The sequence below is a fragment of the Anaerobacillus sp. QJM3NY_32 genome, from assembly GCF_056173645.1.
Genome location: NZ_CM149684.1, coordinates 3,606,114 through 3,629,581 on the forward strand (window position 1 = coordinate 3,606,114; position 23,468 = coordinate 3,629,581).

Below are 23,468 nucleotides of genomic sequence, written 5' to 3' on the forward strand. Positions count from 1 at the left end.
TTCTCAATTTCTCTTATTGTGACACTTCTATTTAAGACGGATCTAATCGATATGAAAGAAGTTTAAAGTCAGGTGTATAAGTAAATGTACCGTAAATAATGCCGTGACCCTTCATCATATAATCAAGTATATGATAATCACCTGGGGCCATTGGAAGCTCACTAACATCATTTGTATTTACCCAGGAGACTTTTCCTTCATCTGATTTCTCAACTGGCTCGCCATCGTACTCCGTTGCAAGAAACGTAAACATCATCCATTCTGATTTTGTTACTTCATTTTCTTTAATAATGAATGTGAAAATGCCTTTTAGTTTTGGGTTCTTTAAATAGACACCAGTCTCTTCTCGAAACTCTCGGATCACTGAGTCACGGATTGATTCTTCCGATTCCATTTTTCCACCTGGTGCAACCCACCATCCGCGTCTTGGCTTTTGTAGTAAAAGTACTCGATCATTTGCTTCGTCATTTAAAATACAGTTTGTTACACGTTGCACAATTGTCACCTCAATTCAATTATCCGATTTTTATATGAAAGCCTTATGTGCTCAGACTTCTAGATTTTCTATACATAGTATACTATGATTGCTTATCATGAACAATGAGATCGGTTTGGAGAAGCTGTTACGAACCGTCTCAACTCCACAAAAAAAAGAGCACGGAGCATATGCCCGTGCCAATGAATGAATCTATTTAAAGGGGGTTAAATCTATTTATAGTTTACCCCATTTGTATTTCACCGCTGTTACAGCGAAATTAAAAGCGAATGACGCGGTGACAGGCACCACCCGATACCGCTCGAAAGCTGTCGAAATAAGGTTTATGGGTAAATGTAAAGCCGGGAATCATGAAATTCCCGGCTTCGTTTTGGTATTAAACTAACGCTTCTTTTCCAGCGTCTTCTAGTGATTCAATGTAGTGCTGAACAGATTGTGCAGCAATACTTCCATCACCAGTAGCTGTTACGATTTGACGAAGCATTTTGTCTCGAATGTCACCAGCTGCATAGATGCCTGGAACCTTCGTCGCCATGTTTTCATCTGTTACGATATAACCTTCTTCATTTGTAATCTCAAGTCCGCTAACGGCCTGATTTAATGGAAGCATACCGATGTAGATAAAGACGCCATCTGCACTGAATTCACGCTCTTCGCCCGTTACAGTGTTCACAAGAAGCGTTTTGCTCACTTTCCCATTTTCACCTAGAATTTCTTTGATTGTATGATTCCAGATAAAGTCGATTTTTTCATTATCAAACGCACGTTGCTGAAGAATCTTCTGTGCTCTTAGCTGATCACGTCTGTGTACAATCGTTACTTTAGATGCAAATCGAGTAAGATACACACCTTCCTCAACAGCAGAGTCTCCTCCACCTACAACAACGAGTTCTTTGTTTTTAAAGAAAGCCCCGTCACAAACTGCGCAATAAGATACGCCACGACCACTGTACTCAGCTTCACCAGGTACACCAATTTTCTTGTATTCAGCTCCGCTTGTTACAATAATGGCTTTCGCGTGGAATTCTTGATTTCCGGAGACAACTGTTTTGTAATCACCATTATCTCGAATTTCTTTTACATCACCATATTGATATTGAGCGCCAAATTTCTTCGCGTGCTCAAACATTTTTGTAGATAGATCTGGACCAAGAATACTATCAAATCCTGGATAGTTTTCTACATCTTCTGTATTTGCCATTTGTCCGCCCGGAATCCCGCGTTCAATCATAAGAACATCGAGATTAGCACGAGAAGTGTATACAGCTGCAGTCATACCTGCAGGACCGGCACCGACAATAATGACATCATAAATTTTTTCACTCATCTGTTTCACTTCCTTCACGTTTCTAATAGTAATTTAATTATATTCATTATTAAAAAGTAATGTTTCTTATTTAGAATCATATCCGATTAGTAGAAAAAAGTCTAATAGGATGCTCATCATACCTAGTGTTCTAAAGTAATCGAGTTAACTTTTTACGATAGGCATAAACTGTTGACCCAGATACACCGAACGCATTTGCTACGTCGATTTGAGTCACATCCGTTTGGTTAACTTTATGCCACATGTAGAGCATGGCTGCAGCAGTGGCTTTCTGATTCTGAAATGCTTTGCCACTTTCTGAAAGCTTAACATAACAAGGTAACCAGATCATCGCAATTAGCTCATGCAAATCTGAGTCACTGATGTCTGCCTGCTCGAGCTCAGCAATCACACGCATACCTGAAAGAACATGATCAGGGAAGTCTGTCTGTGTGTAAACCATATATTCATCTTTTTCATTTACAATTTGAACTGGTTCATCAGAAAGCGTAAGCGCAATATAAGCTGACAGTTCTTTTACAATAAGGGGCTCATCTTTACGTCTGCAATACGATTGCAGAATTGATGCGCCTTCAGGATCACGTCTTGTATAGAGCAGCATAAGATGCGTCATTCTCGAATAATAATCGTGTTTCGCTTCATGCTCCTCTGCGACCGACATCTGGGATCGATAGCTTAGCTGATTTTTATCAAGCTTCCCTTGCTCTAGTTCAGCAAGATAGCGGCTCGCCATTTCATTAGATGATTCCACTTGCTGCATTTTTTTCCAATTACGTCTCGCAAGATCAGGACGATCGAGGTGAAAAGCAGAGACAGCCAGCCAATGATAGAATGGTGCATCCCATGTGTGTCGTGTTACTTCTGCTTTACGTAGCCAGTGATATGCTAGCTCATGTTGACCTAGGAATCCAAATGTACTCCCTAGCTTATATGAATGATCAGGATGAATCGGATAAACATTCTTCAACCGTTCAAGCATGACATCACGTTTGACATGTTGCCCAAGGAAATCATAGAAAAGCGTGAGATTACAAACCGCATTCAAGTTTCCTTCATTTTTCGTCAGAACATCATCTAGTACTTGAATAGCTTCCTCATATTGCTCGCTATAAAAATAAGCTAGCGCAAGATTGTTATAGGCAGGCCAGAATTCAGAGTAAACCTCCGTCATCCGCTCCAGTAAATCTATGGCATCAAGAAATTGGCCGGATTCAATGGCTTTACGTGCAGCTTCATGTTCTTGAATCAGCTGCTCTTCTTCACCAATCTCCTGAGGTAAATCTTCCGACTGCTCGAATAAAATAAGATCTACGAGCTCTTCTGCGTCTTCAATAAATTCTCCGTCAGGTTCGTGTTCAAGGTAAGTTCGCGCATTCTCTTCCGTTTGTTTAAACAGACCCATATGTGCGTAATTGTTCGCAAGAAAAAAGTAGCAATCATAGTATTCAGGATCAAGATCGTCAAGTACAAATTTGAGCCATTCATTTGATGCTTCATATTCGCCTAATTCCGACAGGACCGCTGCAAGTTGACATATATAATCGACTTCTTCGGGGACAAGTTTAACCGCACGTTCAAGATGCTGTTTTGCTTTATCCAAATTCCGTTGCTGATAGGCTCTCATAGCCTTTTTATAAAAATAATCTCCGTCCTGAACGAACGGAATCAGTCGGCCTTTCATTTCCGAAGAAGCATGAAGTTCTTTCCTCATGTTTCCCCCCAATAATTTCGCTTCGAATAATTCTATTACCAGTCATATCCGTTCAAAAGTATAACATACATCAGGGTGAAGTCATAAAAGAAAATAAGTAGTAAAACCTGGCTAGCGGCACACTCAAGCTAACTAAATTGTTTCTTTCTGTCCCAATTGCCCAAAATAAAAACGAGCTCCGCGGCTCGCTTTTATTTCCACATATCTTTTTTGCGCTTTGAAATTTCTTGCGCAATAAAACCAATTCCCATTCCAAGCAGTACACCAGGTCCTGGCTGTCCGAGAAAAAGCCCAATAGCAAGTCCCACAAACATAAACCCTACAAACATACGACCTCTCTCCATTTCTCGTAATTGAATTTACTCTTATCTACGATCAAAAGAGAATAAAGTTTCATTACTTCGAAGCGTGTCGTTCCTCAAGTACTTGAAGGACGTCATCAAGCGAACATTCCTGCTCTCTTAACAGAACCATCCAGTGGAAAATGAGATCCGCTGATTCCCACGTAAGTTCTTCGTGGTCGCGGTTTTTCGCTGCAATAATAACTTCAGAAGCCTCTTCTCCTACCTTCTTCAGTATTTTATCGACACCTTCCTTAAAGAGATACGTAGTATACGCCCCTTCAGGACGCTCTGCTTCTCTTTTCGCAATCACTTCTTCAAGCGTATTGAGTATGGCGAAGCGATCAGCGTCCGGCTTTACTTCTTCTGAAAGTAAGGAATCATTGAAGCAAGAATAGGTTCCTTTATGACAGGCAGGTCCCGCAGGGTTCACAAGTACAAGGACGGCGTCTTGATCGCAGTCATAACGTAGATCCAATACCTGTTGCGTATTACCTGAAGTCTCTCCTTTATGCCAGAGTTCTTCACGAGAGCGACTGTAAAACCACGTTTCTTTTGTTTCAATCGTTTTCGTAAGGGACTCTTTGTTCATATAAGCAAGTGTGAGAACTTCTTTACTTGCTGCATCCTGTACAATCGCTGGCACTAGACCTTTTTCATCAAATTGGATCATTTCGGTATTCATCGAATCGCCACCCCGTTTTGTTTTAAGTAATCTTTCACATGTGATAGAGAGGTTTCTTTATAATGGAAGATGGACGCCGCAAGAGCAGCATCTGCTGAAGCATCATGGAAGACTTCAAGAAAATCTTCTGATGACCCTGCTCCTCCTGATGCAATCACTGGAATTGAGACGGCATCACCAACTGCTTTCGTTAAAGGAACATCAAAACCATCTTTACTGCCATCCGCATTCATACTAGTTAGTAATATTTCTCCTGCTCCCATTTCCTGTGCTTTGATTGCCCACTCAACTGCATCCCAATCCGTCGCAGTCCGACCACCGTGCGTATACACACGCCATGATTTCGTCTCATCTTCCCACTTCGCGTCAATCGCCACAACCATGCACTGCGTTCCAAAATAATCGGCGCCTTCACGGATCAATTCCGGACGAAGAACTGCTGCAGTATTCATGGATACTTTATCCGCTCCGGCACGAAGTACACGCTTCATATCCTCAAGCTTATTAATGCCTCCACCAACGGTGAAAGGAATGGCAAGCTCTGCTGCAACTTGTCTTACCACATCAACCATCGTTTCTCTTCCTTCATGAGAAGCTGATATATCTAGAAAAACGAGTTCATCAGCGCCTTCTTCATCATACACTCTTGCTAATTCAACTGGATCACCTGCGTCTCTCAGACCAACAAATTGGATACCTTTCACAACGCGGCCGTCTTTTACATCAAGACATGGAATAATTCGCTTTGTTAGCATGTCTAGACCTCCAACGCCTGTTTTAATGTAAATTGATTTGTATAAAGAGCTTTCCCGATGATCGCACCGCTAATCGAATCACTTCTTTGCTGAAGACTAATTACATCGTCAAGATTACTTATCCCACCTGAAGCGATCACTTCTTTCCCTGTAGCCTCACCAAGTTTAGCAATTGCCTCAACGTTTGGCCCAGACAGCGTGCCGTCCTTTGAAATATCAGTGAAAATGAAAACTTCCGCTCCGTGTTCAGCGAGTTCTTTGCCAAGATCCACCGCTTTGACTTCAGAGGTTTTCAACCATCCTTCGACAGCGACATACCCATCTCTTGCATCGATACCAATCGCGATTTTTTCTTTATAACGCTCAAGCATTCTTTTCACGAAGTCAGGATCTGAAATGGCGCTACTACCGAGAATAATACGATCAACACCGTTCTCAAGATAATAAGCGACATCTTCTTCAGTTCGAATCCCGCCGCCAACCTGGACTCGCGCCGATAACCCATTTGCGACTTCAAGAACGTGACGATCATTCACGCGCTTTCCTTCTCTCGCACCGTCAAGATCAACCATGTGAATCCACTCGGCCCCATCATCTGCAAATTGCTTTGCCATATCAAATGGTGAATCGCCGTAAACCGTTTCTTTGTTATAGTCACCTTGCAAAAGGCGTACACATTTGCCGCCTCTCATATCAATAGCAGGATAGATCGTAATTGGCATCTTATGCGTCATTCCCTTCTATGTATTGAGCATAATTCTTTAAGATCTCAAGGCCAGCATGGCTACTTTTCTCCGGGTGAAACTGGGTGCCAAACACCTTCCCCTTACCAACAACTGCTGGAACTTCCTCAGCGTAATCTGCCGTGGCAATAAGAACATCCCGATCGTTCGTATCAACATAATAGGAGTGAACAAAATACACGTGTTCCTCACCGACATCATTCATTAAAAACGATTCTGGCTGCTCGATCACTAGCTTGTTCCACCCCATATGTGGAACTTTATAAGCGTTACCTAAAGAATCTTGTCCGGGGAACTTCTTTACTTTTCCTGGCAAAAAAGAAAAGCCTTCCGCATACCCATTCTCATCGCTTTCTTCAAATAGAAGCTGCATGCCAAGACAAATCCCAAGAAGTGGCTTTCCTGCCTCCACTTCTTTTTCAATAAAAGCCTTTAATCCTGTTTCAGTCAAAATCGCCATTGCGTCTCGAAAGGAGCCGACTCCAGGAAGAAGGAGCCCCGTTGCTTTTGAAAGCTCCTGTTCATCTTCGGAAACGAAATAATCATAACCGAGACGTTCTAGTGCCTTACTAACGCTGTATAAATTCCCCATTCCATAATCAATAATTCCGATCATTTACAGCATTCCTTTCGTTGATGGCACGCCTTTTACACGAGGATCAATAAGTGTTGCTTCGTCTAACGCACGTCCTAGCGCTTTAAAAATGGCTTCAATGATGTGGTGCGTATTGTGGCCATAGTGAACAATTACGTGTAAGTTCATTCTTGCTTCAATAGCAAGCTTCCATAAAAACTCATGAACCAATTCGGTATCAAATGTCCCTACGCGATTCGATGGCAATTCAACACGGTATTCAAGATGAGGACGGTTGCTTAGATCAACTACTACCTGCGCAAGCGCGTCATCCATCGGCACAAACGCATTTCCATACCGCTTAATGCCTTCTTTCGTACCAAGTGCTTGTTTCAACGCTTCCCCTAGACAAATACCAATGTCTTCCGTTGTGTGGTGATCATCTACTTCGGTATCTCCGTTCGCAGCAATGGCTAAATCAAACTTTCCGTGCTTCGTGAACAGATCCAGCATATGAGTAAGAAAAGGAACGCCGGTTTGTAAATCTGTTTTCCCGCTTCCATCTACCCCAAACGAAAGGTTAATCGATGTTTCAGATGTTTCTCTTGAAATCGAACTTTTTCTCTCTTCACCCATTATAAATCCTCCAATCGAAGTTCAACGGCTCTTGCGTGTGCATCCAGACCTTCAAGCTTTGCGAGCGCTGCGATGCTGCTACCGTTTGTTCTCATTGCTTCTTTACTATAAGAAATAACGCTTGATTTTTTAATGAAATCGTCTACTGATAGCGGACTTGAAAAACGAGCTGTTCCGTTCGTAGGTAGTACGTGGTTCGGGCCGGCAAAATAATCACCAACAGGCTCTGAGCTATATGGACCAAGGAAAATAGCTCCTGCGTGACGAATTTTCCCAAGAAGCGTCATTGGTTCCTCTACCATAATTTCAAGGTGCTCAGGAGCGAGTTCATTGACGGCATCGACCGCTTCGGCAAGAAGATTCACGACATAAATCATTCCGTAATCATCAATTGACTTAGATGCAATTTCAGCTCGTGGAAGCTCGACAAGCTGTTGCTTCACCTCTTCTTGAACACGTTCAGCTAGTGTCTCTGAAGTTGTCACTAGAACAGCGCTAGCTCGCTCATCGTGTTCGGCCTGCGATAATAAGTCTGCTGCCACATAAGCTGGATTAGCCTTTTCATCGGCTAGAACAACGATTTCACTTGGACCAGCGATCATATCAATATCAACAATCCCAAATACTTCTCGTTTCGCAAGGGCCACAAAAATATTTCCTGGACCGACGATTTTATCTACGGGTGCGATCGATTCCGTCCCGTAAGCAAGCGCGCCAACAGCCTGCGCTCCACCTACTTTAAAGATTTCCGATACACCCACTTCATTCGCTGCAACAAGTACACCTGAAGGAACATTTCCGTCTGAGTCAGGTGGCGTTACCATCGCAATTCGCTTCACACCTGCAGCGACAGCAGGAATAACATTCATTAATACGGAAGAAGGATATGCAGCTTTGCCACCCGGAACATAAACACCGACAGAATCAAGCGGTGTTACTTTTTGTCCAAGCATTGTACCGTCTTCAGAAGTTGTAAACCATGATTGACGACGCTGGCGTTCGTGAAATGATTGAATATTGCCAGCCGCCTTTCTAATCGTCGTAATGAGTTCATCAGATAAATCGAGATATGCCCGTTCGATTTCTTCATTTGACACGCGAAGTTCTTTCAAATCTGCTCCATCAAACTTCTTTGTATTTTCCTTAACGGCTTCATCGCCAGTTGCTTTAACTTGCGAAAGAATAGAAAGAACAGCCTGACGCTGCTCTTCTGTTCCCTGCTCAATCGATCGTTTGATAGATACCCCTTCGCTCCTATTAACGATTTTCATCTGCGCTCTCTCCTTCCACAACCGCTGAAAGACGCTCGACCATATCGTCAATGATTGCATCCTTCGTTCGATAGCTAACTGGATTCACAATAAAGCGAGATGTGATTGGCTCAATAAACGCCGTTTCCATTAAACCGTTTTCCGTTAACGTTCTTCCTGTTGAAACAATATCGACGATACGATCAGCAAGGCCGATTAGCGGAGCAAGCTCAATCGATCCGTTTAACTTAATAATCTCAACCTGTTCACCCTGCTGACGAAAATAGTTAGAAGCTACGTTCGGATACTTTGTAGCAATCTTTGGTGCAACGCCTTTAATTGGTCCATCAGAAAGACCTGCAACAGCTAAATAGCAGCCACTAATTTTTAAATCTAGTACTTCGTATACATTGCGCTCTTCTTCTAGCATGACATCTTTCCCAGCAATTCCAACATCCGCTACACCGTGCTCCACGTATGTCGGAACATCCATTGGTTTTGCTAGAATGAAACGAAGATTTTCTTCTTCTATATCGAGAATTAATTTTCTTGAATCATCAAACTCAGGGGGAAGTTGATAACCCGCGTTTCGAAGCAATTCTACCGCCTCTTCAAAAATACGCCCTTTTGGCATTGCCATCGTCAGCATTACAACATCCCCTTTCCGTTCTTACCGATTAAATACGTGACGTCATCAAAACGTTCCGAGTAAGCATCAAGGTTTGTGACACCACTTAACTCCTGCACCACAACTTTTTCACCAGTAGCCCTTCGTTCTGACGCCTGTTGAATCGCTTCTTCTCTTCGTTCAGGACTAAAAATAATCGCATATGGGAGCTTTTCCTCACTCGTTACACCAAGTGCTTCAGCAAGATGATCTAAACGAATACCGAACCCTGTTGCCTGTGCCGGACGATCAAAACGCGACAGCAGTTCATCGTAGCGTCCTCCATTGCTTAACGGTACACCAAGGTTATTGGCATATCCCTCAAACACAACTCCCGTGTAATAACTCATATGACTTACAAGAGTGAAATCAAATTTCACCTGCTTAGCTACCCCATATGCTTCAAGCGTATGTAGAAGTGTACGAAGCTCATCAAGAACTCTTTCACCAGCGTCAGTCGGTAGCAAGTCAATGGCTTCTTCTAGTTTTGAACCATCTCCTCTGAGCGTTAAAAGAGCCATAAGTCTTTTTTGATCAATTGTAGAGAGCGGCATTTCTCTTACATGCTGGCGATACCCTACATAGTTTTTTTCATATAAATAGCGGCGTAGAACGGCAGCTCTGTCTTCGTTACCAACGATCGAAAGAAACAGCTCCTGAATAAATCCAACATGGCCAATCGCAATTTGGAAATCTTCAAGACCGGCTTCTTTTAAAACGGCTGCCATTAATGCGATCACTTCTGCATCAGCGCTCGTCGTGCGATCACCAATTAACTCAACACCTATTTGTTCAAACTCTGCCGGTTTTCCACCTTCGTCTTCCTGCGCTCGAAACACATTAGAATCATAAGCAAGGCGCAGTGGAAAAGGCTCATTCTTTAGACTAGACGCCGCGACACGAGCGATTGGCGCGGTCATGTCGGGTCTTAAGACAAGCGTATTGCCACGCTGGTCAAGTAGTTTGAAAAGCTGCTGATCAAGGATAGCAGAAGCTTCTCCGACCGTTTCATAGTACTCTAGCGTAGGGGTGTTCATAAAACGATAGCCCCATCCCTCTGTTACACGCTGAATTCTTTCACGAATGCTTGTTTTCAAGTCATATAGTACCGGTAGCGTATCGCGCATACCGAGCGGCTTCTCAAATACGAATGGTCTTGTCATTTTGTGCACCTCACATTTCCTTTAGTTCGCTAACATACTAACAAGATGAAGTTATTTGTAGTTTACACGCCTTTATTTTTTTCGTCAACCGATAAGGGGCATTATTCCCTTTACTCCTTTTCTGTACTCCAATATGAATCCCCTTTATTTTTTAGGTAATCTTAAGGAATGATGTCGATTTATGACTCTCCTCGTCTTCATCAGGATCACTTATTGATAAATTAGGGTAATAGCTTTGAAAGAAACTTTCTTTTCCAATTTAGGAAATCTATAATGAGGAAAAGAGTAGATAATGAAAAGAGAGGATGTGTCATGTGGTCAATAAAATCTTCTTCTTCTTAGTTATTATTGGCGTACCATTGTCCGTTGCGGGAAGTCTTCTTCACTGGTCGCAAACACTAATGTTTATTGTCTATTGCTTAACAATCATTTCTCTAGCTGCTTTTATGGGAAGAGCAACGGAAAGCCTTGCTGTTATCTCTGGTCCTAGAATTGGCGGGTTATTAAACGCCACATTTGGCAATGCTGTTGAACTGATCATTTCTATCTTTGCACTAAGAGAAGGTTTAATTGAAATTGTGCTCGCTTCGCTAACAGGATCAGTACTAGGAAATCTACTCCTTGTTGCTGGATTATCCTTTTTCGTTGGAGGCTTAAAATTCAAAAGGCAAAAATTCAATGTATATGATGCAAGGCACAACTCAGGATTACTTATGTTTGGTGTCATCGTAGCGTTTGTTATTCCTGAAGTTTTTTCAATGGGTATGAGTGATGCTGAAGCCATTTCATTGAGTACCGGCATTTCCATTATCCTCATCATTCTTTACCTTGCCGCTCTCTTCTTCAAGCTCGTCACTCACCGCGGCGTATATCAGCACGTCTCAGACCAAGAAGGTGGTCATGCACATGAAGAGCCTGAATGGAGCAGAAAAAAAGCAATGCTCGTTCTAGCACTCTCCACAGCCGCCGTTGCATACGTGTCAGAAAGCCTTGTTCATACGTTTGAAACAGTTGGAGAAACGTTTGGATGGAGCGAGTTATTCATCGGGGTGATTATTGTAGCGATTGTAGGAAATGCCGCTGAACATGCTTCAGCTATTATTATGGCCTACAAAAACAAAATGGATGTTGCTGTGGAAATTGCAGTAGGATCAACGCTTCAAGTTGCGATGTTTGTTGCACCGCTACTCGTCCTAATCTCTCTTTTCTTCCCAGTACAAATGCCACTCGTCTTTACATTACCAGAGCTTGTCACTATGGTAACAGCTGTCTTACTTATGATTGTGATTAGTAATGATGGAGAAACCAATTGGTTTGAAGGAGCAACATTACTTGCTGCTTACTTAATCATGGGGATAGGATTTTATTTACTTTAATCAATAGCTATGTTGGCTTATATTGTTAATATCTTTATTTTTGATTCATTAATATAAGCTAAACAATAAACCTGCAATTTGCGGGTTTTTTTGTTACAGTAACTGAGGGAAGTTCTTCCGCATAACGTGTTAGAAAATAAACGATAATAGCCAATAGCAGGTGGAAGAAACACCTAATAGAACAAATGAATACGCAGAAAGTAGGCGAAAATATGATTCACCGTAAAACAAATCGAGAGATTCAATTAATGAAAGAAGCAGGCGAAGTACTTGCCGATTGTCACAAAGAATTACGAAGCATTATCAAGCCTGGTGTAACAACTAAACAAATCGATGACTTCGTTGAACTCTTTCTAGAAGAACGCGGCGCGACACCTGAGCAAAAGGGATACCAGGACTATCCTTACGCAACGTGTGCTTCAGTTAATGATGTCATTTGCCACGGATTCCCAGGTTCAAAAAAATTAAAAGAAGGCGACATCGTTACAATTGATATGGTTGTCAATTTGAATGGCGCACTCGCTGATTCTGCATGGACGTATGCAGTTGGAGAAATTTCAGAGGAAAAACAGCATTTGCTTGAAGCTACGAAAAAGTCCCTCTACCTTGGCATCGAGCAGGCAGTCATTGGCAATCGTATTGGCGATATTGGCCATGCAATTCAAAAATACGCAGAAGCAGAAGGCTTTGGCGTTGTCCGTGACTTCACAGGACACGGCATTGGACCAACGCTTCACGAAGAACCAATGATTCCACACTTTGGTCAACCTGGTACAGGAGCACGATTGAAAGAAGGAATGGTAATTACAATTGAACCGATGCTCAACATCGGTAAACCATATAGCACAATTGACGAAGACGGCTGGACAGCTCGCACAGTAGATGGTTCTACATCAGCTCAGTATGAGCATACGCTTGCGATTACAAAAGACGGTCCAGTAATTTTAACTGATCAAGGTGACGAATAACTAATAAAAATCCCGTAGCATATTGCTACGGGATTTTTATATATCATGCTTTGCTCGTTCTTCTTTCGTATAAATCACCTGCATCGGATTCCCACCAACAAAAGCCCCTGCTGGCACACTTTTATGAACAAGCGTTCCAGCTGAAACAATCGCTCCGTCACCAATCGTAATGCCAGGAAGCAAAGTACTATTTGCTCCGATCATTACGCGATCGCCAATCACAACATCTCCAAGTCGATACTCATCAATCAAATATTCATGAGCAAGAATGGTCGTATTGTAACCAACAATCGAATTCTTACCGACTGAAATTTTCTCCGGAAACATTATGTCGAGCATCACCATTAGGGCAAATGCGGTTTGGTCGCCGATTTTCACTCCAAGAAATGTCTTATATAACCAATTTTTAATCGGAATAAAAGGGGTGTACCGAGCAAGCTGAATAATAATAAAATTCTTAACTACCTTCCAAAAGGGAACTGTTTTATAAATTTGCCAGAGAGCGTTGCTACCAGTAACGGGGTACCGCTCCGTGTTTCTCACTTTTCGACTCCAGCAATCGCAAGAAGTTCTTCCATATGGTCAACAAGGTAATCTGGCTTAAACGACGCCAGGAAGTCGCTCCCTTTAATCGTCCACGAAACACCTACAGTCGTAACACCTGCATTTTGTCCAGCAAGAATATCGTATTGGCTATCTCCAACCATAATCGTTTCTTCTCGAACTGAACGAAGCTTCTTCATTGCTGTTTCAAGCTGTTCTGGATGCGGTTTAGGATTCTCAACTTCATCAACTGTGATGACAACTGGGAAGAACTGATCAAGCTCAGTTAGCTTTAACCCCATTTCAACTGTGTTTCTCATTTTCGACGTCACAATCGCAAGCTTATATCCGTTTTCAGATAGCGTCTTAACCGTTTCAAAAACACCATCGAATTCCGTTACAAGCTTATCGTGATTTGCGATATTATGTTCACGATAAAAAGCGACCATTTCTTCCGCTCGACTTTCATCATGCTTAGCAAATGTCAGATAAAGTGGCTCTCCAATAAACTGCTTCAAATCTTCATCCTCATAACGACCTGGATAAAAGTGTTCAAACGTATGTCTAAATGAAGCCATAATTAAATCATTCGTATTAATTAGTGTTCCGTCTAAATCAAATAAAATTGTGTTAATGCTCATACGATGGTTCCTTTCTTTCTGAAGCGTTCAATTCACGTCGCTTCCATATTACTGAGACGATAATCGTTAAAAGAATGGCTGTTACAAGTCTTACGAGAAGAAGCCAGATAACAGGAATTCCAAGAGGAATGAAAATAAGGGTATCCTCAATGACAGCATGACACGCCACAAGAAAAATAAACGCTAAGTAAAGGTCTTTCTTCTCCACGCCATCTTCTTTTACAGCTTGAATCATTACTCCTGCTCCATAAGCCAGCCCAAAAACAAGACCTGCAGCAAGCGTTGTCGATGTATTTTCTTTCATACCTAACCCCTTCGTCACTGGAGCCATCCAGCGTGAAAACGTCGAAAGCCAGGATAAATCTTTCATAACCTGTATGAAAATCATAAGTGGAATCACGATAAGAGCGAGCTGAAGAACACCTAACGATGCTTTTTCTAATCCTTGAAGAATAATAGAGCCCCAACCGGTAACCATTTCATTCGTTTGAGAAACAAAACCATACGCTGCCTGCTCGCTTCCTCCTTGCCAGACAATATTGATTATAAAAGCAGAGAGGACAGCAAGCCCCAGTCTAACGGCAAGAATAACCCATAACTTTACACCTACTCTTGCAGCTACGCCTGACTCAATTAGCAAATTGTGTGAGAAGGAAAGCATAACAGCCAAAATAAACACCTCTTTGACCGTTAAATCGAGTGTAAGAATGGCTCCGATCCCCGCATAAAGATTCAAGAAATTCCCTACCACAAGAGGAATAGCTGCGTCTCCAGACAAGCCAATCCATTTCATGACAGGAGCGATTAACGTAACGATCCATTCGAGAACAGGTGTATAACGAAGGAGGGTCATTACTAAGGTGATTGGAAAAATAATTTTCCCAAGGTCCCACGTTGTCATGAGCCCTGCTTTTAAGCCCCGTCGCAAAATGCCCACAATGACACTCCTCCTATCCTTTTTCGTTATAAGGCTTTGCTTTCATTACTTTGCGTCGATAAATGATTAAAGCGATCGACACAATAATTAATACGACTGAAATCACCTGTGCTACCCTTAAAGATTCCGTTAACATTAGACTATCTGTACGTAGTCCCTCAATATAAAGGCGACCAATAGAATACCATGTTACGTAAGTAAGGAAAACTTCTCCTCGCTTAACGGCCGTTCTTTGAAGAATCACAAGCAGCACGACTCCAGCTATGTTCCAAAGTGATTCGTAAAGAAATGTCGGGTGATAATAAGTCCCGTCAATATACATTTGATTAATAATAAAATCCGGAAGCATCAGGTTCTCGAGAAATGCTCTTGTGACAGGTCCCCCATGCGCTTCCTGGTTCATAAAGTTACCCCAACGTCCGATCGCTTGCCCTAGTACAATACTCGGAGCAGCGATGTCAGCAATTTTCCAGAAAGATAGTCCACGCTTTCTAGTGAAAATAATAGCTGTAATAACAGAACCAATTAATGCACCGTGAATGGCGATACCACCTTCCCAAATGGCAAAGATGTCACCAGGATTATCCTTGTAGTAGCTCCACTGGAAAATAACATAGTAAATACGCGCTGAAATAATGGCTATGGGGACAGCCCATAAAATTAGATCAACAAAGGTTTCTTTTGGCAGGCCCTGGCGCTTTGTTTCTCTCATAGCTAGAAGCAAGCCAAGGTAAGCTCCAAAAGCAATGATAATGCCGTACCAGTAAATCGAGATCGGTCCCAGCTCTAGCGCGACGCGATCAAGAGGCTGTATTGAGGCTAGCATGTCGTTGTCTCTCCTTTATCCATATCTTGATTAAGATTAGATGCTGTCGTGCTCGTCTCCATCTTCAATCTCTCTTGTCAGTCTTTCTGAAAATTGCTTTGCTGCATTCATCCCCATATTTTTCAGACGGAAATTCATCGCTGCTACTTCTATAATGATCGCAAGGTTTCGTCCTGGACGAACAGGCACAACAAGTCTTGGCACATTCGAATCAATGATTTTCATATACTCCTCTTCAAGACCAAGACGATCATAAACCTTTTTCGAATCCCAAAGTTCTAGATTCATCACTAGGGAGATCTTTTTGTAGTTTCGAATCGCACCTGCACCAAACAATGTCATGACGTTAATGATGCCGAGGCCTCTTATTTCAAGTAAATGTTGAATTAATTCAGGAGCGCTACCGACTAGCGTATTTTCCGCTTCCTGACGGATTTCCACGGAATCATCTGCTACAAGACGATGACCACGCTTCACAAGCTCAAGAGCTGTTTCACTTTTCCCTACGCCACTCGAGCCTGTAATGAGTACACCTACGCCATAAATATCCACAAGAACACCGTGAATTGCAGTGTTCGGCGCAAGCTGACTCTCAAGATAATTCGTTAAGCGGCTGCTTAAGCGAGTCGTTGTCATATTCGATCGTAAAATAGGAACATCTTTTTCTTTAGATGACGCGATCAATTCCTCAGGAACTTCCATATCTCTAGAAAGAACTATCCCAGGTGTTTCGTCTGTACAGAGCTTCTGCATCCGCTCTACTTTCTGCTCATCTGTTAAACCATGAAAGAAGGACATCTCTGTCTTTCCGAGTAGCTGCAAACGTTCTGCTGGATAATATGTGAAAAAACCAGCCATTTCTAGTCCCGGTCGTGAAATATCACTCGTTGTGATCGGACGATGAATCCCTTCCTCCCCACTCACAAGCTCAAGACTGAACTTCTCAATGACATCTTTCATACGAACTTTAACCATTCGTAAACCTCCTATGTAAGAACCAAAAAGACGGTTCCATTTCAACTTCCCCTATTGTACCATTTCCTATTTCAAAGCACATACAGATTTAAAGCCCTTTTTGTGAGTGGGGTCAGGTACGTACCTGACCCCACTCTCACTTGACCCCACTCTCACTCTCCAAAAGATTAACACTCCTTAAAATACAAAAAAACCGAAGCGAATGCTTCGGTTTGAAAAGCTTATTTTACTTTTAATGGCACAACAGCATCATGCATTTGCTTATCTAGCTCTTGAATGTGTGCTTGTTTCATGTCATTTGACCAGTTAAGTCGCTTAGCCATATACTCGATAACTGGCTCTTTCCAGCGACGAACCCAATCAATGTCAAAGTAAAGGGCACTTGTTCTACGATTGAAGTAATCAAGTGGAGTTGCCACCATTTCTTCTTCAATACCATAGATAAGGGTAGCGAATACTTCAAGACTTAAGTTATGGAAATTCGCTTCCGTTCCGACCGTTTCAATGATTTGATAAATTCGTTCAATGTTAGAACCATATCGCTGCACGAGGGTTTCTGCTTCATTAACACTAAGACCAAGTGTTGTACCTCTACGAACTTGTTCTGTTGCATATTCTTTAAAGCCTTTGCTTCCTCCTACATAGCCACCAGAGAGAACCATATTCTTTGTAGTAGAAGCAGGGAATTTCTTATATTTTTCTTCTTTAAATTGATCCGCAATCAGACTAACGACTTTTTCAGCCATTTTGCGATAGCCCGTTAATTTACCACCAGCAATGGTAATCAAACCGGAATCTGATAGAAAGATCTCATCTTTACGAGAAATTTCAGATGGGTCTTTTCCTTCTTCGTGAATCAACGGACGTACACCTGACCAGCTTGATTCCACATCTTCTTTTGTTACATTAATGCTTGGGAACATATAGTTCGCTGCATCAACAATATAATCTCTGTCTTCTACTGTCATCTGAGGATGTACAGGATTTTTCGTATAATGCGTATCCGTTGTACCGATATACGTTTTGCCGGCGCGTGGGATTGCAAACATCATTCGCCCGTCATTAAAAGGCGTGTCGAAATAAACGGCTTGTTGAAGTGGGAATTTAGATTGATCAAATACTAAGTGAACCCCTTTAGTCAGGAACATGTGCTTACCTTTTTTCGATTGATCAAGATCACGAATTTCATCGACCCATGGGCCAGCTGCATTCACAACTTTTTTCGCTCTAATTTCACGTGTTTCACCTGTTACAACGTCTTTAGCTCGTACACCAACAATCTTACCATCTTCATATAAAAGCTGTTCTGCTTTCACATAGTTTACAGCTTTTCCACCGCGATGAACGGCTTCTTTCATAATTTCAAGCGTGAGACGGGCATCATCTGTTCGATACTCAACATAATATCCGCCGCCCTTCACATCACTTTTACGAAGAAGCGGCTCTTTGTCTAGCGCTTCCTTCTTAGAAAGCATGCTTCTTCTTTCTTTCCGTTTAACACCAGCCAGTCTGTCATAAAGTGCAAGACCAGCTCCAGTAGAAAATTTGCCGAATGTACCGCCTTTAATAATTGGTAGTAGCATCCATTCAGGTGTTGTAACGTGAGGAGCATTTTCATAAACGATCGCTCGCTCTTTACCAACTTCAGCGACTAATCCAATTTCGAGATTTTTCAAATAACGCAATCCACCGTGAACAAGTTTCGTTGAACGACTTGACGTACCAGCAGCGAAATCCTGCATTTCGATAACAGCCGAGTTCATTCCACGAGATGCAGAATCAAGTAAGATACCTGCCCCTGTAATTCCGCCGCCAACAACGAGTACATCTAACTCCTCTGATACAATTTGATCAAGCACAACGCTTCTTTGTAATCCTGAAAATGGTTTAACCAAGATGAACACACTCCCTTTTGTTATATAAACACTTACATTTTTAAAATGATTAATTAATACCTCTTCAGTACTTTACCCCTAATGTAGGGTTTCTTAAGCATAAGATTGAACATTCCTACTAAGAAAACTGGTTTAAAGGACAAAAAAAGACCACAACACACCAGAGCATAACAAACTATGCTTGGGCGCTGTGGTCTTCTCCTATTCTCCGACCAGAACTATATTAACTTGTCTCCATTGTAACACAGTTAGAAGACTATGCCTACAGAAAAGGATTATTTAAAAGCCATTGTAGCATTTACAGCTTTCTTCCATCCTCCGTAAAGCTCTTCTCTCTGATCTTCTTTCATTTCAGGATCAAACGTGTGATCAATCATCCATTGCTTTTTGATCTCTTCTTTATTCTTCCAATATCCTGTCGCAAGTCCTGCAAGATAAGCTGCACCAAGTGCAGTCGTCTCACTAACAGTCGGGCGCTCAACAGGTACACCAATGATATCGCTTTGGAATTGCATCAAGAAGCTATTGTTTACTACGCCTCCATCGACGCGAAGTGTTTTCAAGTCGATGCCAGAATCAGCTGTCATCGCATCAAGAACATCTCTTGTTTGATAAGCAAGTGATTCAAGAGTTGCACGAACAAAGTGCTCCTTACTCGTTCCTCTTGTTAATCCAAATACAGCACCTTTTACATCGCTATCCCAATAAGGTGTACCAAGACCAACGAAGGCAGGTACCATATACACACCGTCTGTCGACTCAACGCGTTCTGCATAACGCTCACTTTCTGGCGCTTCGTTAAACATGCGTAATCCGTCTCTTAACCATTGAATCGCTGATCCCGCGACGAAAATACTACCTTCAAGAGCATATTCCACTTTTCCATCAACGCCCCATGCGATTGTCGTGAGAAGTCCATTATCTGACTTAACCGCTTTTTCACCTGTATTCATAAGCATGAAACAACCTGTACCATATGTGTTCTTAGCCATTCCTTTTTCATAACATGCCTGGCCAAATAATGCTGCTTGCTGGTCTCCGGCCACCCCAGCAATTGGGACATTCTGACCGAAGAAGTGGTAATCAACTGTATTAGCATATACTTCAGAAGATGGGCGAACTTCAGGAAGCATTGACTTAGGAACATTCAGCATTTCAAGCAACTCATCGTCCCATTTCAAGTCATATATGTTATACATCATCGTACGAGAAGCATTTGTATAATCCGTCACGTGTGCTTTTCCGCCTGATAGTTTCCAGATCAACCAGGAATCGATTGTACCAAAGAGAAGATCCCCATTCTCAGCCTTCTCGCGTGCACCATCAACATTATCCAGAATCCATTTAACTTTCGTTCCAGAAAAGTAAGCATCGATTAGAAGACCAGTTTTATCTCGAACCATCTCTCCATAACCCTGTTCTTTTAATTCATTGACGATTCCGGCTGTTTGGCGAGACTGCCATACAACTGCATGATAAATTGGCTTACCAGTATTCTTATCCCAAACTACTGTTGTTTCACGTTGATTTGTAATCCCGATGGCTTCAATATCTTTCGCAGACAACTCAGAAGTGGACGAAAGTACTTGAGCCATTACCGAAAGAATTGAGCTCCAGATTTCTTGAGCATCGTGCTCAACCCAACCAGCCTTAGGAAAATACTGCTTAAATTCTTTTTGAGCAACGTTTACAATTTCACCTTTCTTATTAAACAAAATGGCACGTGAACTCGTAGTTCCTTGGTCTAATGATAGAATGAACTTCTCTGACATAATAATTCCTCCCTAAATATAGTTATGAAGATTAATTTTTAGCCTCTGAAGAAGAGTGAACAGAATCTTGAAGTTTATCACTAAGCTGATACAGCACAATAAATAAAATGGCTGTAATCACTGTAGCTATCCAGAAAATCATACCATAACTTGCTTCTGTTACCGCTTTAAAAAGAATGGCTCCATACATTCCCCCACACACTGGCCCTATAACTGGAATCCATGCATATTGCCAATTCGAATCACCTTTACCTGGAATAGGTAAGAAAAAGTGTGCGATTCTTGGACCAAGATCACGAGCAGGGTTAATGGCGTAACCAGTCGTACCGCCTAGTGATAGACCAATCGCTACAATGAGAAAACCAACGATGAATGGATTCAGTCCATCTGTAAATTCATTAGAACCAATCGCTAGTAACCCAATTAACAGCATAGCCGTCCCAATAAACTCACTTAAAAAGTTGCTGAACGTATGCGGTATAGCAGGGTCAGTAGAAAATACAGCTAATTTAAGCGCTTTATCATCTTCTCTACGAAAATGAGGTAGAAAATGAAAATACACAATACATCCACCGAGAAATGCACCAATCATTTGCGCCGCTATGTAGCTCGGTACATCGCTCCATGGAAAATCGCCAACGGAAGCTAGTCCTAATGTTACAGCTGGATTGAGGTGAGCCCCACTAACTTGTCCAACAGCATAAACACCCATCGCAACACCAAGTCCCCAACCGAGGGCTACAACGATCCATCCACCTCCCTGAGCTTTAGAATCTTTTAAGTTAACGTTTGCAACAACGCCACCACCAAAAATAATTAAAATCATAGTTCCTAATATTTCACCAATAAATGGGGTCAATTTAATCACCTTCCTTTGATTTTAGCTAAAACTCTTCTTTGAGTCTATTCCCTCTTTCTGTCGTTCTAAAAGGGAAATTAAAAAAAACCACAACAATCGATCTTATCAATTGATAAGATATGCGTGTGGTTCTCCTCATCTCAGGCACGAGCTATTAACTTATCTACTATTAAACCAAAACAATGTAAGCGATGTCAAGTTGTTTAATCAGGTTGAAAATGTTTCCATAAGTCTTTCTTCGAGGTCGTTACAGCAGCAGCACCACCACTTAACGCCGCTTCCACATCCTCTACTGAACGAATAAATCCTCCTGCGAAAATGGGTACTTTAATTTGTTCATGTAGCTCTTCAAAAACCTGTGGAATGATACCAGGCAATACCTCGACACAGTCTGGCTTCGTATTCCTAACCATACTGTAACTAGTATCAAGAGCCATTGAATCAAGCATAAATAAACGCTGTACAGAAAGAATACCTCTACGTTTAGCTACGGAAAGAACGCTCGATCTTGTAGAAATTAATCCAGCAGGCTTTACTTCCTGACAGAGAAATTCTGCACCGTGTTCATCATTCCTTAACCCTTGAACTAAATCAGCATGAAGAAGAATCTTTTTCCCTGCTCGATTCCCTTCCTTTATCACCGATTTCAACTGACCAATGTGCGTATCTAAAAGCACGATATATGTATACTTACTGTTCAATAATGTTTCAAAATCACGCATCTTCCTAACAGCAGGCAAAATGCTCTGGTTATGAAATGACATGCACACCCCTCCTTTTCTTATTATCTTACCAGAAAAAGCACTTCCGAATGCGACGAAAAACACGCCCTCACAAGAGGGCGTGCTTTTAGGCTTTATTACGAATAGGTTCGATAATCACTTTATCAATTAACAAGTTCAACAAACCTATAATAAGCGCAGCAAGAATGGCCATCATAAAACCATTAATTACGAAAGCTTCTCCCATTAAAAAGGCCGTTATCATAAGCGTAATAGCATTAATGACAATGAGAAACAGACCCAGAGTGACAATCGTAACGGGAAGCGTAAGTAAAATTAAAATCGGCTTCACAAAAACATTCACAATTGCAAGGAGCACGCTTGCCAGTATAGCCGACCCGATTCCTTGAAGGTAAAAACCTTCAAAATATCCTGCTACGACCATTAATACTATACTGTTGACGAGTAAGCTTACAATCCAGTGGCGCATCACGATTCCTCCTTACAATTGACCTTAATAGTATAAACTGTTAATTACACCTTATTCGAGCCATTAAAGATACGACACTGAAATCGAACCAGCAGTCGAATTGGCTTCAATTCGATAATTATGTTCTGATTCTTCTTCTGTTCTAAACTTCTTCAATCGGTGAGAAATTTCTTTCTTCTCGCGAATAATACTCATATGATCAAGGTCAGTCGTAATCGCTCCAATCGTCGATTTTAGATCACCTTTAATATTCATACCCTTCGGCACAACAATTTGAATCGTACCGTTTACTGTTTTAAGGTCTGCACTTCCGCTTACTGGATTGGTAAGAGTATGACGAATAGCTCCGTTCATTGATTGCGCATCCGCTTCAACAAATGTCCCATCAATTGTAATTGGGCCGTTTGCTGTCTCGAGCTCACAAACTTCTCCATTTGTATCTTCTACAGAAATTGCGCCGTTTCCGGTCTCAGCTTCAAGCACTTTCACCGTAGATTTTCGAATGCCAATTTTACCATTCCCTGTTTTTAACTTCGCTTTCGCAGAGTTCATTCCTTCACCGGTAACGTCACCATTGAAGGTCGTTATCCATACACCTTGATATTCTTTTGCAGGAACATAAATAACTAAATTCACTTTCACATCGGCACGTTCTGATTTAAAAGTTACTTTATCATTATCAACGGAAAAGTACGTTTCACGGAGAAGCTTATCCATGGCATCTTTCTGATTAGACACTCTGTAAACATTAGCGCGACAATCAATTTTTACTTCGTTGCGGTCCCAAGTCTGAAATGTAATTTCCCCATTTCGAACATGAACATCAAGTGTATCCGTCGAAACCTCTGATTGTTCAAAAACATGGGAAACCTCTTCAGAAGAACCAAAGTTGAAATCAAGATCCATATCCTTTACTTTTTGAATGAGCGACTCAACGAATTGACCTACTCTATATGCTGGAGCCGACCGATCTGCGTTAGAATCTGAAGACTTCTCTTGCTTCGTTTCTTCGGATTTTTCGTTTGTGCCAAGAGCTTTTAACAGTTTCGCACCCTCATCAGCTGATATTTTACCGTCTTCAATCATTTTCAAAATCATTCTACGTTCTTCATTCAT

The 23,468-nt window shown here is 41.7% G+C and carries 25 protein-coding genes; 2 read left to right on the top strand and 23 right to left on the bottom strand.

The window, feature by feature from the left end; all coding sequences use genetic code 11:
- Window positions 1-31: 31 nt before the first annotated feature.
- The 12 genes from AC0VYH_RS18805 to AC0VYH_RS18860 all read right to left on the bottom strand — a co-directional run bounded on the left by AC0VYH_RS18805 (window position 32) and on the right by AC0VYH_RS18860 (window position 10,348).
- Entirely contained in the window at window positions 32-505 is a 474-nt protein-coding gene (locus AC0VYH_RS18805) for an 8-oxo-dGTP diphosphatase (protein WP_408962562.1), read from the bottom strand.
- A 367-nt stretch (window positions 506-872) separates the two neighbouring features.
- Window positions 873-1,832: a thioredoxin-disulfide reductase gene (gene trxB / locus AC0VYH_RS18810; protein WP_276511794.1), complete on the bottom strand. Its 960-nt coding sequence runs from the start codon at window positions 1,830-1,832 to the stop codon at window positions 873-875.
- 121 nt (window positions 1,833-1,953) lie between these two features.
- On the bottom strand, window positions 1,954-3,534 hold the full coding sequence (locus tag AC0VYH_RS18815; protein ID WP_475367968.1) for a tetratricopeptide repeat protein: 1,581 nt from the start codon (window positions 3,532-3,534) through the stop codon (window positions 1,954-1,956).
- Between the two features lie 191 nt (window positions 3,535-3,725).
- Window positions 3,726-3,863, bottom strand: coding sequence for a hypothetical protein (locus AC0VYH_RS18820; RefSeq protein WP_165994973.1), 138 nt, complete (start codon window positions 3,861-3,863; stop codon window positions 3,726-3,728).
- Window positions 3,864-3,930: 67 nt separating this feature from the next.
- On the bottom strand, window positions 3,931-4,560 hold the full coding sequence (gene hisIE / locus AC0VYH_RS18825; RefSeq protein ID WP_194218778.1) for a bifunctional phosphoribosyl-AMP cyclohydrolase/phosphoribosyl-ATP diphosphatase HisIE: 630 nt from the start codon (window positions 4,558-4,560) through the stop codon (window positions 3,931-3,933).
- On the bottom strand, window positions 4,557-5,315 hold the full coding sequence (hisF, locus tag AC0VYH_RS18830) for an imidazole glycerol phosphate synthase subunit HisF (protein WP_475365845.1): 759 nt from the start codon (window positions 5,313-5,315) through the stop codon (window positions 4,557-4,559). The genes hisIE and hisF overlap by 4 nt, the downstream gene beginning before the upstream one ends.
- Window positions 5,316-5,317: 2 nt before the next feature.
- Window positions 5,318-6,037 carry a 1-(5-phosphoribosyl)-5-[(5-phosphoribosylamino)methylideneamino]imidazole-4-carboxamide isomerase gene (gene hisA / locus AC0VYH_RS18835; RefSeq protein WP_475365846.1) on the bottom strand — a complete coding sequence of 240 codons (720 nt, stop codon included), beginning with the start codon at window positions 6,035-6,037 and terminating at the stop codon, window positions 5,318-5,320.
- 1 nt (window position 6,038) lies between these two features.
- Entirely contained in the window at window positions 6,039-6,674 is a 636-nt protein-coding gene (gene hisH / locus AC0VYH_RS18840) for an imidazole glycerol phosphate synthase subunit HisH (protein WP_404683306.1), read from the bottom strand.
- Window positions 6,675-7,268: an imidazoleglycerol-phosphate dehydratase HisB gene (gene hisB / locus AC0VYH_RS18845; protein WP_408962561.1), complete on the bottom strand. Its 594-nt coding sequence runs from the start codon at window positions 7,266-7,268 to the stop codon at window positions 6,675-6,677.
- The gene (gene hisD, locus AC0VYH_RS18850) at window positions 7,268-8,539 is read right to left on the bottom strand and encodes a histidinol dehydrogenase (RefSeq protein WP_475365847.1); all 1,272 of its coding nucleotides are present in this window, start codon (window positions 8,537-8,539) and stop codon (window positions 7,268-7,270) included. Before hisD ends, hisB begins: the two co-directional genes overlap by 1 nt.
- Entirely contained in the window at window positions 8,526-9,167 is a 642-nt protein-coding gene (hisG, locus tag AC0VYH_RS18855; RefSeq protein ID WP_427391271.1) for an ATP phosphoribosyltransferase, read from the bottom strand. Before hisG ends, hisD begins: the two co-directional genes overlap by 14 nt.
- On the bottom strand, window positions 9,167-10,348 hold the full coding sequence (locus tag AC0VYH_RS18860; RefSeq protein ID WP_430244921.1) for an ATP phosphoribosyltransferase regulatory subunit: 1,182 nt from the start codon (window positions 10,346-10,348) through the stop codon (window positions 9,167-9,169). Before AC0VYH_RS18860 ends, hisG begins: the two co-directional genes overlap by 1 nt.
- 305 nt (window positions 10,349-10,653) lie before the next feature.
- Between AC0VYH_RS18860 and cax the strand changes: the two genes are divergently transcribed.
- Window positions 10,654-11,724, top strand: coding sequence for a calcium/proton exchanger (cax, locus tag AC0VYH_RS18865; protein WP_475372916.1), 1,071 nt, complete (start codon window positions 10,654-10,656; stop codon window positions 11,722-11,724).
- Window positions 11,725-11,936: 212 nt separating this feature from the next.
- On the top strand, window positions 11,937-12,692 hold the full coding sequence (gene map / locus AC0VYH_RS18870) for a type I methionyl aminopeptidase (protein WP_194219587.1): 756 nt from the start codon (window positions 11,937-11,939) through the stop codon (window positions 12,690-12,692).
- Between the two features lie 36 nt (window positions 12,693-12,728).
- Here map and AC0VYH_RS18875 read toward each other — a convergent pair whose 3' ends face one another.
- The 11 genes from AC0VYH_RS18875 to AC0VYH_RS18925 form a co-directional block, all read right to left on the bottom strand.
- The gene (locus tag AC0VYH_RS18875; protein ID WP_475365851.1) at window positions 12,729-13,235 is read right to left on the bottom strand and encodes an acyltransferase; all 507 of its coding nucleotides are present in this window, start codon (window positions 13,233-13,235) and stop codon (window positions 12,729-12,731) included.
- Window positions 13,232-13,876 carry a pyrophosphatase PpaX gene (gene ppaX / locus AC0VYH_RS18880; RefSeq protein ID WP_475372917.1) on the bottom strand — a complete coding sequence of 215 codons (645 nt, stop codon included), beginning with the start codon at window positions 13,874-13,876 and terminating at the stop codon, window positions 13,232-13,234. The genes AC0VYH_RS18875 and ppaX overlap by 4 nt, the downstream gene beginning before the upstream one ends.
- Window positions 13,866-14,816: a nucleoside recognition domain-containing protein gene (locus tag AC0VYH_RS18885; RefSeq protein WP_475373805.1), complete on the bottom strand. Its 951-nt coding sequence runs from the start codon at window positions 14,814-14,816 to the stop codon at window positions 13,866-13,868. Before AC0VYH_RS18885 ends, ppaX begins: the two co-directional genes overlap by 11 nt.
- Before the next feature lie 10 nt (window positions 14,817-14,826).
- Window positions 14,827-15,639: a prolipoprotein diacylglyceryl transferase gene (gene lgt, locus AC0VYH_RS18890; RefSeq protein ID WP_475372918.1), complete on the bottom strand. Its 813-nt coding sequence runs from the start codon at window positions 15,637-15,639 to the stop codon at window positions 14,827-14,829.
- A gap of 36 nt (window positions 15,640-15,675) precedes the next feature.
- Window positions 15,676-16,614, bottom strand: coding sequence for an HPr(Ser) kinase/phosphatase (gene hprK, locus AC0VYH_RS18895; protein ID WP_194218766.1), 939 nt, complete (start codon window positions 16,612-16,614; stop codon window positions 15,676-15,678).
- Window positions 16,615-16,835: 221 nt separating this feature from the next.
- Entirely contained in the window at window positions 16,836-18,512 is a 1,677-nt protein-coding gene (locus tag AC0VYH_RS18900) for a glycerol-3-phosphate dehydrogenase/oxidase (RefSeq protein WP_430244960.1), read from the bottom strand.
- 272 nt (window positions 18,513-18,784) lie between these two features.
- Entirely contained in the window at window positions 18,785-20,281 is a 1,497-nt protein-coding gene (gene glpK, locus AC0VYH_RS18905) for a glycerol kinase GlpK (protein WP_430244932.1), read from the bottom strand.
- A 31-nt stretch (window positions 20,282-20,312) separates the two neighbouring features.
- Window positions 20,313-21,140 (bottom strand): MIP/aquaporin family protein, encoded by an 828-nt coding sequence (locus tag AC0VYH_RS18910; protein WP_475367520.1) that lies wholly within the window; start codon window positions 21,138-21,140, stop codon window positions 20,313-20,315.
- Window positions 21,141-21,343: 203 nt separating this feature from the next.
- On the bottom strand, window positions 21,344-21,904 hold the full coding sequence (locus AC0VYH_RS18915; protein WP_430244934.1) for a glycerol-3-phosphate responsive antiterminator: 561 nt from the start codon (window positions 21,902-21,904) through the stop codon (window positions 21,344-21,346).
- Between the two features lie 85 nt (window positions 21,905-21,989).
- On the bottom strand, window positions 21,990-22,352 hold the full coding sequence (locus AC0VYH_RS18920; protein ID WP_430244936.1) for a phage holin family protein: 363 nt from the start codon (window positions 22,350-22,352) through the stop codon (window positions 21,990-21,992).
- A 63-nt stretch (window positions 22,353-22,415) separates the two neighbouring features.
- Window positions 22,416-23,468 (bottom strand): DUF4097 family beta strand repeat-containing protein, encoded by a 1,053-nt coding sequence (locus AC0VYH_RS18925; RefSeq protein ID WP_475372919.1) that lies wholly within the window; start codon window positions 23,466-23,468, stop codon window positions 22,416-22,418.